The organism is Nonomuraea basaltis, assembly GCF_005893125.1.
Taxonomy (GTDB): Bacteria; Actinomycetota; Actinomycetes; order Streptosporangiales; family Streptosporangiaceae; genus Nonomuraea; species Nonomuraea basaltis.
The window spans coordinates 1-13,322 of record NZ_VCJS01000293.1; the positions used below are offsets into that span (position 1 = coordinate 1).

12 protein-coding genes are annotated in these 13,322 nt (G+C 71.6%); 8 read left to right on the top strand and 4 right to left on the bottom strand.

Going from position 1 to position 13,322, the window contains the following annotated elements; all coding sequences use genetic code 11:
• Positions 1 to 300, bottom strand: a 300-nt coding sequence (locus tag EJK15_RS61365; RefSeq protein WP_420847173.1) for a cytidylyltransferase domain-containing protein, incomplete at its 3' end; no start/stop codon positions are given.
• A gap of 49 nt (positions 301 to 349) precedes the next feature.
• Between EJK15_RS61365 and pseB the strand changes: the two genes are divergently transcribed.
• The gene (gene pseB / locus EJK15_RS61370; RefSeq protein WP_138719584.1) at positions 350 to 1,327 is read left to right on the top strand and encodes a UDP-N-acetylglucosamine 4,6-dehydratase (inverting); all 978 of its coding nucleotides are present in this window, start codon (positions 350 to 352) and stop codon (positions 1,325 to 1,327) included.
• A complete protein-coding gene (locus EJK15_RS61375; RefSeq protein ID WP_138719585.1) occupies positions 1,327 to 2,451 on the top strand; it encodes a DegT/DnrJ/EryC1/StrS family aminotransferase in 1,125 nt (374 codons plus the stop codon). Before pseB ends, EJK15_RS61375 begins: the two co-directional genes overlap by 1 nt.
• On the opposite strand, the gene EJK15_RS61380 is transcribed toward EJK15_RS61375, so the two are convergent.
• From EJK15_RS61380 to EJK15_RS61390, 3 genes are read right to left on the bottom strand one after another with little or no spacing between them, the layout of a single operon-like run.
• The gene (locus EJK15_RS61380; protein WP_138719586.1) at positions 2,448 to 4,334 is read right to left on the bottom strand and encodes a glycosyltransferase family 2 protein; all 1,887 of its coding nucleotides are present in this window, start codon (positions 4,332 to 4,334) and stop codon (positions 2,448 to 2,450) included. The two genes, EJK15_RS61375 and EJK15_RS61380, sit on opposite strands and share 4 nt — an antisense overlap.
• Before the next feature lie 33 nt (positions 4,335 to 4,367).
• A complete protein-coding gene (locus EJK15_RS61385; protein ID WP_138719587.1) occupies positions 4,368 to 5,975 on the bottom strand; it encodes a hypothetical protein in 1,608 nt (535 codons plus the stop codon).
• On the bottom strand, positions 5,972 to 6,808 hold the full coding sequence (locus tag EJK15_RS61390; protein WP_240777946.1) for a hypothetical protein: 837 nt from the start codon (positions 6,806 to 6,808) through the stop codon (positions 5,972 to 5,974). Before EJK15_RS61390 ends, EJK15_RS61385 begins: the two co-directional genes overlap by 4 nt.
• Positions 6,809 to 6,969: 161 nt before the next feature.
• Here EJK15_RS61390 and EJK15_RS61395 point away from each other — a divergent pair, with 161 nt between their 5' ends.
• The 6 genes from EJK15_RS61395 to EJK15_RS61420 all read left to right on the top strand — a co-directional run.
• Positions 6,970 to 7,218 (top strand): acyl carrier protein, encoded by a 249-nt coding sequence (locus tag EJK15_RS61395; protein ID WP_138719588.1) that lies wholly within the window; start codon positions 6,970 to 6,972, stop codon positions 7,216 to 7,218.
• Positions 7,193 to 8,101: an SDR family NAD(P)-dependent oxidoreductase gene (locus EJK15_RS61400; protein ID WP_240777947.1), complete on the top strand. Its 909-nt coding sequence runs from the start codon at positions 7,193 to 7,195 to the stop codon at positions 8,099 to 8,101. Before EJK15_RS61395 ends, EJK15_RS61400 begins: the two co-directional genes overlap by 26 nt.
• A complete protein-coding gene (locus EJK15_RS61405; RefSeq protein WP_240777948.1) occupies positions 8,098 to 9,408 on the top strand; it encodes an AMP-binding protein in 1,311 nt (436 codons plus the stop codon). The genes EJK15_RS61400 and EJK15_RS61405 overlap by 4 nt, the downstream gene beginning before the upstream one ends.
• A 28-nt stretch (positions 9,409 to 9,436) precedes the next feature.
• Complete coding sequence (locus EJK15_RS61410; RefSeq protein ID WP_138719589.1) at positions 9,437 to 10,462, top strand: LuxE/PaaK family acyltransferase; 1,026 nt, start codon at positions 9,437 to 9,439, stop codon at positions 10,460 to 10,462.
• A complete protein-coding gene (locus EJK15_RS61415; protein WP_240777949.1) occupies positions 10,462 to 11,775 on the top strand; it encodes an acyl-CoA reductase in 1,314 nt (437 codons plus the stop codon). The genes EJK15_RS61410 and EJK15_RS61415 overlap by 1 nt, the downstream gene beginning before the upstream one ends.
• A gap of 55 nt (positions 11,776 to 11,830) precedes the next feature.
• The coding region (locus tag EJK15_RS61420) for a hypothetical protein (protein ID WP_206061979.1) at positions 11,831 to 13,322 on the top strand (1,492 nt) is incomplete at its 3' end.

Here is a 13,322-nt window from a genome sequence, read left to right on the forward strand (position 1 = left end):
CCCCTCCACCACCTGCATGAACCGCGTCAGCACATCGTCCACCGGCCCCCGGTGCCAGCCCACGCCGATGCGGCGGCACTCGGACACCACCGCATCGTCGGCCGCCTCAGTCGTGGTGGCCACCACGAGGTCGTCGAGCGCGCGGGACTCGCGCACGGCGCGAACCACCCACCCCAGCACGGAACGCCCGCCCAGCTCCCGCAGCACCTTTCCCGGCAGACGCGTCGACCCCATACGAGCTTGAATGACTCCGACAATACGCACAGAAGCCCCCGCTTCCCCCATGTGACAGTGCGTCATTGGTCGATCGCGCTATGCTACCGCCCAGCACACGACTTCAGGGGGCCACGTGGGCATTCTCAGTGGATCGTCGATTCTGGTCACCGGGGGAACGGGGTCCTTCGGCAGGGCTTTCATCCGCCACGCGCTCGACTCGCTCGGGGTGCGGCGCCTGGTGGTCTTCTCCCGCGACGAGCTCAAGCAATACGAGATCAGGCAGCTCTTCGACGACGACGAGCGGCTGCGCTGGTTCATCGGCGACGTCAGAGACCGCGACCGCCTGACCCGCGCCATGCACGGCGTCGACCACGTCGTCCACGCGGCGGCGCTCAAGCAGGTCGACACCGCGGAGTACAACCCGTTCGAGTACGTCCGCACCAACGTCGCCGGGTCCCAGAACGTGGTCGAGGCCGCGATCGACTGCGGCGTGCGCAAGGTGGTCGCGCTCTCCACCGACAAGGCCTCCAGCCCGATCAACCTGTACGGCGCCACGAAGCTGGTCGCGGACAAGCTGTTCGTGTCGGCCAACCACTACGCCGCCGCGCACGAGACCCGCTTCGCCGTGGTCCGCTACGGCAACGTCGTGGGCAGCCGGGGCTCGGTGGTGCCGCTGTTCCAGCGTCTCGCCAGGCAGGGCGGCAGCCTGCCGATCACGGACAAGCGCATGACCAGGTTCTGGATCACGCTCGACCAGTCGGTCAGGTTCGTGGTCGACTCGTTCGACCTCATGCAGGGCGGCGAGCTCTACGTGCCGCGCATCCCCAGCATGCGCCTCACCGACCTGGCCGAGGCGCTGGCGCCGCAGAGCCCGATCTACGAGATCGGCGTGCGGCCGGGCGAGAAGCTGCACGAGGAGATGATCGGCCCGGACGACGGCCGCAGGACGCTGCGCCTGGCCGATCGCTTCGTGGTCCAGCCCACGATCGCGACCTGGGGCTATGTGCCGCCGCAGCGCGGCGAGCTGCTGCCGGAGGGCTTCTCCTACCGCTCCGACACCAACGACCAGTGGCTGTCGGTCGACGACCTGCGCCGCATGGTGGCCGGCTGATGCTCCCCTACGGGCGGCAGTCGATCGCGGAGTCCGACATCGAGGCGGTGGCCGCGGTGCTGCGCGGCGACTGGCTGACGACCGGGCCCGCGGTGGCCGCGTTCGAGGCGGAGCTGGCCCGGTGGACGGGCGGCGTGCCGTGCGTGTCGGTCACGTCGGGCACGGCCGCGCTGCACGTCGCCTACGTTGCGGCCGGGGTGCGCGCGGGCGACGAGGTGGTCACCTCGCCGCTGACGTTCGTGGCCACGGCGGCCACGGCGGCGCTGCTCGGCGCGCGGGTGGTCTTCGCCGACGTGCAGCCCGACACCGGCAACCTCGACCCCGACGCCGTCGCCTCGCTGGCCGGTTGCCGGACGCGAGCGGTCACGGCGGTGGACTTCGCGGGCCATCCGGCCGACTACGACGAGCTGCGGGCGGTCGCCGGCCGGGCCGGCGCGACGCTGGTGGGCGACGCCGCGCATTCGATCGGGGCGGCGTACAAAGATCGGCCGGTGGGGGCGCTGGCGGACCTGACGACGTTCTCGTTCTTCGCGACCAAGACCGTGACGACCGCCGAGGGCGGCGCGATCGCGGCGGCCGACCCCGAGCACCACGCGCGGGCCGCCCGCTTCAGGAACCACGGCCTGGTCAGGGACCCGGCCGAGCAGCGCGAGCCGGACGTGGGCGGCTGGCACCAGGAGGTGCACGAGTTCGGGCTGAACTACCGGCTGCCCGACGTGCTGTGCGCGCTCGGCCTCAGCCAGCTGCGGCGCCTGGCCCGCTTCCGCGAGCGCAGGTCCGAGCTGGTCGCGCGCTACAACGCGCTGCTGCGCGACGTGCCAGGGCTGACACTCCCGGCGCAGCGGGCATACGTGTCGCCGAGCTGGCACCTCTATCCGCTACGCGTCCGCGACGGGCGACGGCGCGAGGTCTACGAACGCATGCGGGCGGCGGGCATCGGCGTGCAGGTCAACTACCTGCCGGCATACTGGCACCCGGTGTTCGAGGACCTCGGCTACCAGCGTGGGCTCTGCCCGCGCGCGGAGGCGTACTACGCCGAGGAGCTGTCGCTGCCGCTCTTCCCCGGCCTCACCGACGCCCAGCAAGACCGGGTCGCCGAGACGCTTGCAGGGATCCTCGCCTAGCGTTCGGCCAGCAGCGGGCAGCCGTCCTCGCCCCGGTCGACGATGAAGCGCCGGTCGGCGACGGTCGCGACGGAACGCTCCCGGGTCCGCACCAGCGGGCGGAGCGCCTTGCCCTGGTCGATGACGATCTCCCACAACGACTCGTCACCGACGCTCTCGTCGATGTCGGCCAGCGGCAACCGGGCGTGGAAGTCCCGGCCCGCCAGCGTCACCGCGAAGTACATCTCCTCGCCGTCGCTCCTGCGTCTCAGCCTCAGCACCGGCTCGCCGTCGCCGGGGTCGGACATCTCCCCCGACAGCACCAGGTCGCCGCCGTCCACCCGGCACTCCCTGATGACCACCTCCGCCTTGCGCAGCCGCAGGCCCCAGGCGCCCTTGGGACTGCGTACCGGCACCAGCCACACGCCCGACCTGCGGCGCGGCACCGGGATCTGCGGCGGCAGCCAGCGCGGCCCCGTCACCCGGCCGTCGAGCCGCAGCCCCTCGCCCCTGAGCTCGATCCGCAGGTCCCAGAGACCGCGCCGGGCGAGCTGGGCGGGCGACAGCGCGGCCGGGTCGAACGCGAACGAGAACGAGAACACGTGCTGGGACAGCTTGCTCCCGTCGTCGTCCTCGGCGGTCTCCCAGGCGGGCGCGGCGTCCTGGTCGGACAGCTGTACGGTCTCGCCCGTCCTGCGCTCCTCCAGCCAGACGCGTACGCGTGCCCTGCGCAGCTCGCTGACGTCGAAGCTGCCGATGCCCACCCGACCGGCGCCGGCGAGCACGCCGTCACGCCAGTCGAGGTCCACCAGCCTGGCCGACAGTTTCAGCTCGCCCGAGACGTCGGACAGGTGTCCGGGCAGCCACGGGTGCCTGCCGTGCCAGCGCCTGCGCAGGAGCCCGGCCGGGGCGACCCGGGGCCGCAGCCGCCCGTCGCGGGCCTGGGCGACGGCGTCGGCCAGCTCGTCCAGGCGGCGCCGGTGCAGCAGGTGGACCTGGAGCCGCTGCGCGAACGGGATGCTCCGCCACGCCTCGTGTGACACGCCGTCGAGATAGCGGACGATCAGGTCGAGCAGCTCCGGATCCGCCGACTGTCCCATGGCGGCCACGGCCTCCACCGCGACGCTCATGTCGATGTCCATCGTGTCGCGGTCGAAGTCGACCTTGAGCCCCGACGCGTGGCGGACGAGCAGGTCGGCGGTCTCCAGCACCGACAGGAGGCGGTCGCGCAGGTTTCCCGGCTCCAGGCTGCGCTGGGTGATCGAGGCGCCCGGCTCGTCGCGCTGCCGCCAGTGGTAGACGATCCTGGCCAGCACGTCCACCGACCGCGCGCGGACGTGGGCGGCCATGGCGACGGGCTGGTCCTCGTACATGCGCTCGGGGAAGCTCAGGCCGAGCTCGTTCCAGAAGGAGCGGCGGTAGACCTTGTTCCACAGCATGCGATCGCGGATCAGCAGGGGGTGGCGGGTGATGTGGGTGCGTTTCGCCGGCCTGGCGAACGCCTCCCGGTGCGCCCACGACGGGATCAGCAGGTTCCTGTAGAGGCGCATGACGTTGCCGCAGGCCAGGTCGGAGCCGGTGGCCTCGAGCGAGGACACCAAGCGACCGAACGCGTCCGGGGGCACCGTGTCGTCCCCGTCCACGAAGGCCAGGTAGCGGCCCTGCGCCTGCCGTACGCCGACGTTGCGGGCGTGCCCCACGCCCCGGTTGTCCTGTCTGATGAGGGTGATCCGGCGGTCGCCGGCCTGCCTGGCCCGGACGACGGCCGGGCCGTCGTCGCCGCTGCCGTCGTCCACGCAGATCACCTCCAGATCGTCCAGTTTCTGGGCGGCGATGGAGTCCAGGCAGGGTCCGATGTACTTCTCGACGTTGTAGAACGGGACGATCACCGAAAGAACCGGCACATGTGCTCCTCTTCGTCAGCCGGGCAGTCTTCGTCAGCCGGACAGCAGGCGGATGACCTTGCGGGCGACCCTGCGCGGGCTGGCCAGGCGGCGCGAGAGCCGGTATCCGAGCGACCTGCGGTAGGCGGTGGCCTTGCGCTGGGTCCTGCGCAGCTTCGCCTTGGCCCTGACCAGCTCGCGTTCGCGGTAAGAGAGCTTGGTCTCCAGGCGGGAGATGCGGGCCAGGGCGGCGGTGAGCTGGTCGGCCAGGCGGTCGCGGGCGCCGAGCAGGTCACGGTACGTGGGCGCCTCCTCGGCCAGCTCGGCGGGCTGGCCGAGCTCGGCGTCGAGCTTGCGGGCCAGGTCGAGGTCGCCGGGGTCGCAGGGGCGGCCGGCCATGCCGCACAGGGTCAGCGTGAGCTGGTCCGCCTCCAGCGGCCACGGCCACGGGTGGTGGTGTCCCGCCGCCAGCAGCCTGACCGCGTACCGCCACAGGATCCTGCACAGCACGATCCGGGGCTTCGGGGGTGTGGACGGGCCTGCCTTGCGGCCGATGGCGGCGAACCGCTCGCCGTCGTACACCAGGCTGTCGGTGGCTGCCGCGACGTCACCGCCTGCCTCTAGCCAGGTGGCCAGATGGGAGAGCAGATCGCGTACGGCTTTCACGTCCTCGCGGGCGCACGCCTCGACGAGGATCTCCTCGACGACCCGGCCGGCGGGGATCGGGTGTTCCTCGCCGTCGGGGAGCTGTTTGAGTGTGGTGCGGGTGAGCTCGTATACGGCGGCACCCTCCTCGATCAGGCCCGACGGCAGCTCCACCGCCTCGCTTGCGCCGGCCGCCGGCGGGCGGGTGGCCACGGCCAGCCACAGGGGGGCCAGTTCATCCCCCAGCCGGTGCCGGAACACCAGGCGGGTCAGCCGGAGCGGGTCGGCCACCAGCATGCGGTCACCGCCCTTGGCACTCAGCGGGAACGTGAGCGCGTCGGGCAGGTCTCCGGCCAGGGCTTGGCGGGAGAGGAGCGCCCGGGGCGCCTGGCGGCCCGGGTAGGCCGCGTAGCACCGCTCAACCGTCAGCCCAGCCGACTCGAGCGCGGCGTCCAGCGCCCCCGGCCCGCTGGGGTAGCCGGGATCGAAGCCGTGCGGCGCCCACTGGTCGTCGGCGCCGTCCCGGTCGGCGGGCCGGGCCTCGATGAACCGGTCCACGCCCAGATCGTTGCTTACGCCGAGCACCAGCCGCCCGCCGGGCGCGACGAGAGCGGCCAGCGCGTCGAGCGACTCGGTCCAGGCCGCCGCGGGCGCCTCCGCGGAGTGCGTGCGCAGCAGCCCGTCGAGCGCCAGCACCAGGTCGTAAGGCTCATCCGCGGCGAACACCTCCAGTCTCCCGCAAAAGACCGCCAGCCCCGGATGCCGTTCGCCGAAGGCACAGGCGTCGGGGTAAGAGCGCAGCAGCACGGCCGCCGAAGTGGCGCGCGCGACCACGTCGTCCACCACCGCCCGCGGATGCGGGCCGACCGCCAGCACCCTGCCACCGGCCGGGACCATCCGCCTGATCAGCTCAAGTGCGGTGCCCCGCCAGTCTGTGATGCCACCGATGGCGGACATGTCGGACCACAGCGGCATTTCACCGCCGATCAACCGGACGTTCTGGGGTGCCTCGTTCATGCGGACCGCACCCGCTTCCATCCGAACATTCGCCGTAGCTCCTCCGGTGTCGCCTGATACTCGAATCCCAGCTCGCGCCGCGCCACCTCGGCCGCCAGCTCGGGATCGACGCGCGTGCCGTGCAACTCCGGCCAGAGCCGCATGCGGCGCGCCGTGCCGCCGTACTCGGGACGCTCGTCCTCGAACTGCATCGGGTCCCCGTACACGGCCACCTCGCACCCCACCGAGGCGCCGTAGAACAGGGCGCTGCCGAGCCGGTTGGAGGCCACCCTGCGGTGGCGCCGCAGCTGGACCAGCTGCCTGCGCAGGAAGTCGCGTCCCGTGCCCTCCCAGCGGGATCCGCGCTCACCATGGCAAATGACCCGGAATCCCCTCGATTCGTACGCCCGCCGAATGTCCGGATTCGCGAATTCCAGCCAATAAAGGCAGACCGTTACCGGACCAGTCTCAACATTTCGGATTTCGTCGGCGAGCCGGGCGTGGTCACCATTGACGGAATGCTTCTCCCAGCCGTGAAAGGGATACCAGATCGTACCCTCACGCTCCGGCGTCACGCCCAACTCAGGCTCAAGGTAAAGGAGGTAAATCCAAGGGGCGCCGATGAGGTAGTGTCCCCTTCGGCCCATCGACCAGCCCCTGCGACGCAGCACGTCAGACCAGATGAAACGGGGATATCCGGGGCTGCACCAGTGGTCGTTCGGGGGAAATCCATGGAGATAGTTCCATCCGTGCTGGAGGAAACCTTGGATGCGCTTCGGCGCCTCGTCCGGGAGCCCGCAGTATCTGGCGATTATGCGGGAATGCCCATACCAGTGATTGGATTCGTCCATCATTCCTCCCGTAGCGGTTGCCGCGTCCCATCCGACATTCCCAGCCCCGAACGTGTCGCACTCACCGTTATACGGTTCCATTACTCACGGCGGGGGCTTGGTTTCTCCTGACCCAGGTTTGCCGCTACACTGCGTCGTGGCTTAAGGACAGAGAGTGAGTGATCATGAGTCATCTCGATCGCCTGCGGGCCGTTTTCTGCAGGGCGCTCAACCTTCCCGCCGACGCCGGTGTCGACGGCCTCGAATACCGTGCCATCCCGCAGTGGGACTCGCTGGCCCACATGGCGTTGATCGCCGCGATGGAGGACGAGTTCTCCATCATGATCGACACCGACGAGATGATCGACATGAGCTCGTTCGCGAAGGCGGCCGAGCTGCTGGAGAAGCATGGCATCGGCGCTGCCGCCATATGAGACGCGTGCCGGCACGGCCTCGGAGCGCCAGCCGTCCGAGCGCCGGGCCGTCATGACACCAGAGCCGCAACCGCACGAGCACCAGGTCGCCATGACACCAGAGCCGCCGTGCGAGCACCAGTTCGCCATGACGCTGGAGCCGCCGTGCGAGTGTCGCGTCGTTCTGGTCACGGGCTCGACGGCGGGCATCGGGCGGGCGGTCGCGACGAGGCTGGCCGCGACCGGTCACGCCGTCGTGCTCCACGGCCGCGACGGGGAGCGCGCCGCGAAGGCCGCCGCCGAGGTGGCGGCACAGACCGGCGGGCTGACAGACTCGGTCCACGGCGACGTGGCGGATCCCTCTCTCGTCTCGGCCATGATGCGGCAGATCTACCAGCGTCACGGCCGGCTCGACGCCCTCGTGATCAACGCCGGGATCCACGCCGCGGGCCTGCTCGGCCTGGTCCGCCACGACACGGTCAGCCGGTTGTTCGAGGTCAACGCCATGGGGGCGACGCACACCCTGCAGTCCTCGCTCAGGCTGCTGCGCCGGGGCACGCTTCCGGCCGTGGTGCTCGTCTCCTCGATCATGGGCCGCGCCGGCGGCCCGGGGCAGGCGGTCTACTCGGCGACCAAGGCCTCGATCATCGGTCTCACCCTGGCCGCGGCCAAGGAGCTGGGCCCGGCCGGGATCAGGGTCAACGCCGTGGCCCCCGGCTACATCCAGACGGACATGCTCGCCTCGCTCGACGGCGAGGCCCGCGCGGCCACGGTCGCGGCGACCCCGCTCGGCCGTCTCGGCACGCCCGACGACGTCGCCTGCGCCATCGCGTTCCTGATCTCCCCCGACGCGGGCTTCATCACCGGCCAGGTCCTCGGCGTGGACGGCGGGCTGGTGCCGTGAATCTCCCACACCCGCAAGCCCGGCTCGTGGTCGCCGGAGATCCGGCCGGCCTCACCGGCGACGACCTGGTCAGCCACATCGCCCGGACGGCGGAGGCGCTGGCCCGGCTGCGGCCGGGGCCGCTGTTCTGCGGCATGCGCAACAACCTCACGTCCGTGCTGCGCTACCTCGCCGCCTGGCAGTCCGGCCGGCCGATCGCGCTGCTCGACCCCGACCTGCCCGCCGGCGCTCTGGCCGACCTGGCGGGCCGGTTCCGGCCGGCCGCGCTGCTCGGGTTCACCTACGCCGCCGACGGGTCGCCGCCGGCCCGGCGCGACGCGCCGGGCCCGCATCCCGACCTGGCCGTTCTCCTCGCCACCTCGGGCTCCACCGGCAACCCCAAGCTCGTACGCCTGTCGCGCCAGGCCGTGCTGGCCAACGCCGCCGCCATCGCCACGGCGCTGTCGATCAACCCCGGCGAGATCGCGCCCACGAGCCTGCCGCTGCACTACAGCTACGGCCTGTCGGTGCTCAACAGCCACCTGGCGGCGGGGGCGACCGTGGTGCTGACCGAGGCGGGGCTGCTGGAGCGGTCGTTCTGGACGCATCTGGACGCGCACGGGTGCACGTCGCTGGCCGCCGTCCCCTACCAATACGAGATGCTGCGCCGGCTCCGCTACGACCGTTCCCAGCACCCGGCGATCGCCACGCTCACGCAGGCGGGCGGGCGGCTCAGCCCCGAGCTGGTGGCGGAGTTCGCGGGGCAGGCGGATCGGTTCTTCGTCATGTACGGGCAGACGGAGGCCACCGCCCGCATCGCCGTCCTCCCCCCTGACCGGCTCGCCGACAAGCCCGGCTCGGTGGGGACGGCCGTTCCCGGGGGGCGGCTGGCCATCGTCGACGGGGAGGTCGTCTACTACGGGCCCAACGTGATGATGGGATACGCGGAGACGGCCGCGGACCTGGTCCGCGGGGACGATCTGGGCGGGGTGCTGCGCACCGGCGATCTCGGGTGGCTGGATTCCGAGGGGTTCCTCTACATCACGGGTCGGCTCAAGCGGATCGCCAAGATCTTCGGCGTGCGGGTGAACCTCGACGACGTGGAGCGCCTGCTGCGGGGCTCGGGTCCGGTGGCGGCCACCAGCGGGGACGACCGGGTGACGGTGTGGGCCGAGGGGCAGGACGCGGCCGGGTGCGCGGGGCTGGCACGGCGGCTGGGGGCGGAGCTGCGGGTGCATTGGAGCGGGTTCGACGTGCGCGGCATCGACCGCCTGCCCTTGCTGGCCACCGGCAAGATCGACTATCGGGCCCTGGAGTCGCACACATGAGGGGTGCGGTGCCGCTGGGGGGCATGGGGTGAGCGTTTTCACGATGGGTGAGGCGGAGCGGGAAGCGGTGCTGGTGCCTGAGCTGGCTGCGCTGACCGAGCGGCATCGGGAGGCGTGTCCGCCCTACCGTCGCATTCTGGACGCGATCGGCGCCGCGGGCCCGTACGAGCGGTTGGTGGATCTGCCGTGGTTGCCGGTGCGGCTGTTCAAGACGCACGAGTTGCGGAGTGTGCCGCCGGAGCAGGTGTTCAGGGTGCTGACCTCCAGCGGCACCACGGGGCAGCGGCCGAGCCGGGTCTGTCTCGATCGGGACGCGGCCGCGGCGCAGACGCGCATGCTGGCGGCGACGCTCAGGGTGGTGCTGGGTGAGCGGCGGCTGCCGATGCTCGTCGTGGACAGCCGTGCCGTGGTGCGCGATCCGACCTTGAGTGCTCGCGGCGCCGGTGTGCTGGGGATGATGAACTTCGGCCGGGACCACACGTTCGTGCTCGATGAGCAGGGGCGGGTCGATGCGGAAGCGGTCAAGGGGTTCCTGGCTCGGCACGGCGGCGAGCGGTTCCTGATCTTCGGGTTCACGTTCATGGTGTGGCGGTGCCTGCGTGATCTGGGGGCGGATCTGTCTCAAGGGGTGCTGATCCATTCCGGTGGGTGGAAGCGGCTGGCGGAGCAGGCGGTGGACAACGCCGAGTTCCGGCGGCGACTGGCGGCGGAATGCGGGCTGAGCAGGGTGCACAACTTCTACGGGATGGTCGAGCAGATCGGGACGGTCTTTCTGGAGGGGCCCGATGCGGATGGGCTCTACTGCCCTGATTTCGCCAATGTCGTGATCAGGGATCCGGAGACGTGGCAGGAGGCGCCGCCCGGTGTGCCGGGGTTGATCGAGGTGGTGAGCACGCTCCCGACGTCCTATCCCGGTCATGTGCTGCTCACCGAGGATCTGGGCGTGGTGCGCGGCGTCGACGACGGGGCCTGGCCGGGCAGGCGGTTCGAGGTTCTCGGCAGGCTGCCGCAGGCGGAGTCGCGCGGCTGTAGTGACACCGTGGGGCAGGGCTGATGCTGAACGATTGGGCTGTTGCGGCGACGGTCGACGACCCGGACGGCACGGTGATGGCCGGCAGACCGCCTGGTGCGGTCCGCGACGATGGGGGTTCCGGTGAGACGGTGCGGGTCCGGTTTCCCGCTGCGGAGCCCGTCCCCGTCGAGGTGCTGCTCGGGGGAGTGCGTGGCGGGCTCGAGGTCGGTGATGAGCGGGTTCGCGCGTTCCTCGCGGCCTTCGGGAAGCGGCTGCTGCGGCCGGCGCCGGCGCGGCGGCATCCGGAGCTCGGATCGCTCGGCTTCTTCCTGCGGCCCAGCGAGCTGGCCCGCACCCTGGAAAGGCTTTCTCAAGAGCACGTACGCGTGCCGCGCGGCCTGATCTTCCACATCCCGCCCGCGAACGTGGACACGGTCTTCGTCTACTCCTGGGCACTTTCCGCCCTGATGGGCAACCGCAACGTCGTACGCCTGTCGCCGCGTTCCGGCGCGGTCGCCGAGGTGATCGTGGAGACGCTGCACGAGGCGCTGGCCGAGGCCGATCCGATCGTGGGCGAGACGCAGCGGATCATCTCCTACGACCGCTCGGACGACGCCGTCACCGCCGCGCTCTCGGCGGCCTGCGATCTGCGGGTGATTTGGGGCGGGGACGGCACGGTGCGGGACGTCCGGCGGCATCCGCTCCCGCCGCACGCCCGTGACCTGGTCTTTCCTGACCGTTCCTCGTTCGCCGTGATGCGGGCGGCGGCGTGGCTGTGCGCGCCCCGGGCCGCGCGGGTGACCGTGGCGGAGGGATTCGTGAACGACACCTACTGGTTCGACCAGGCGGCCTGCTCGTCGCCGCGGACCGTGTACTGGGTGGGGGCGGAGGGCGACTGCGACGCGGCACGGGCCGACTTCACCGATCACGTGGCGCAGGTGCTCGGGGCACGCGGATGGGGGGTCGATGCGGCGATGGCCGTGGAGAAGCGGGTCTCCACCTACGGGCTGGCGGCCGACGGGCTGGCGGACCGCGTCGAGTTCCGCGGGAACGCGCTGGCCAACGTGGCGCTGACGACGGCCGCCGAGGCGCCGAGGCGGTGGCTGGGGGCCGGGACGTTCGCGCATGCCCGGCTCGGGACGCTGGCGGAGCTGGTGTCACTGGTCGAGCGGCGGGATCAGACGATGACGCATTTCGGGTTCGGGCGGCCGGAGCTGGAGGAGCTGGCCCGAGGGCTGGCCGGGCGAGGGGTGGATCGGATGGTGCCGGTGGGCAGCGCGCTGAGCTTCCATCGGGTGTGGGACGGGGTCGATCTGCCGGCCGAGTTCACGCGGCTGGTCACCGTGATCCGGTGACGACGGCGTCGCGAATGGTTTCCGGCCCCATGATGCTCTCGCCGTACTCGGTTCGATGACGATCGCGCTCGCTGACCGCACGTCCGTTCGCCAGGCGCGCGCTCCCGGCCGTCGGCTCGGGTCGGGGTGGGTGCCGGCCGGGGTGGTGCTCGCCGGTGCGGTGGTCGTGTTCCTGTGGTGCGGGGTTTCGGCGCGGGATCTGGTCGCGTTCGCGGCGTACGTCGGGATCGGGGTGGCGCTGCCGGGGACGCTGCTGTGGCGGGCGCTGACCGGGGGCGGGAGGTCGCCGGCCGAGGACGTGGCGGCCGGGCTGGCGCTCGGATACGCGGTCGAGGTGCTGGCCTACCTCCCGGCTCGGGCGGTGGGGGCGCCGCTGCTCGTGCTGGTCCCGCCCGTCGCCGTGGTCGGCACGTTCCTGTGCGTGCCGGGGCTGCGGCGGCACTGGCGGGGCGCGGCAGGCAGAGAGCGGATGCCCGGCTGGTGTGCCTGGGCGCTCGCGGGGGTGGCCGGCTACCTGATCACATGGAGCACGCTCACCCTTTACCGGGTGCCGGTGGCGAGCGCGTACGTGGACATGCCCTACCACCTGGCGCTGGTCGGCGAGGTCAAGCACCATCTGCCGCCCACACTGCCGTCCGTGCTGGGCGAGCGGCTCTCCTACCACTGGTTCGTGTACGCCGATCTGGCCGCCACGAGCTGGGTCACCGGGATCGAGCCGGTGACGCTGGTCTACCGGCTGTCCACGCTGCCGATGGCGCTGGCGATGGTCGTGCTGGTGGCGGTGCTGGGGCGGCGGCTGAGCGGGAGCTGGGCGGCCGGGGTGGCGGCCGTCGGGGTGACGTACTTCCTGTTCAGCCCGGTGCTGCAGGAGGGCGTGGCCTTCACGTCGCGGTCGATGTTCACCGCCTGGGCGAGTCCCACGCAGACGTTCGGGGCGTTGCTGTTCGCGCCCGTGGTGTTGCTGCTCGCCGGCCGGTCGCGGGGGTGGGTGGTGCTGGCCGTGCTGTTGCCGGCGCTGGCCGGGGCGAAGGCCACGTTCCTGCCGTTGCTGCTGGCGGGGTTGCTGGTCGTGGTGGTCGTGCGGTGGGTCGTGGAGCGGCGACCGCCGGGCGAGTGGCTGGTCGCGGCGGCGGTCACGCTGATGTGTGCGCTGTTCGCGCACGTCGTGGTGTTCGGGCGCGGGGCTCAGGGGACGGCGTTTGCGCCTTTCGCGTTGATGCGGGCGCTCTGGGGAGAGGTGGCCAATATCAGGATGCCCGAGCTGGCGTCCGTGTCCGCGACGCCGGTGGTCGTGCTGACCTTCGTGCACCTGTTCTGCCTGGGTTGTGTGTGGGGTGGGGTGGCGGGGCTCGGGCGGTGGGCGCTGGAGCCGCCCGTGCTGCTGCTCCTCGGGATGGGGGTCGCCGGGGTGGGCGCGGTGCTGGTGCTGGGGCATCCGGCGCACTCGCAGCTCTACTTCCTGGAAGGCGTCCGGCCTTACCTGTCGATCGCGGCCGTGTGCGGGGTGGTGGCCGCAGGGCGGCGGCTGCCGTGGGCCTGGACAGGGG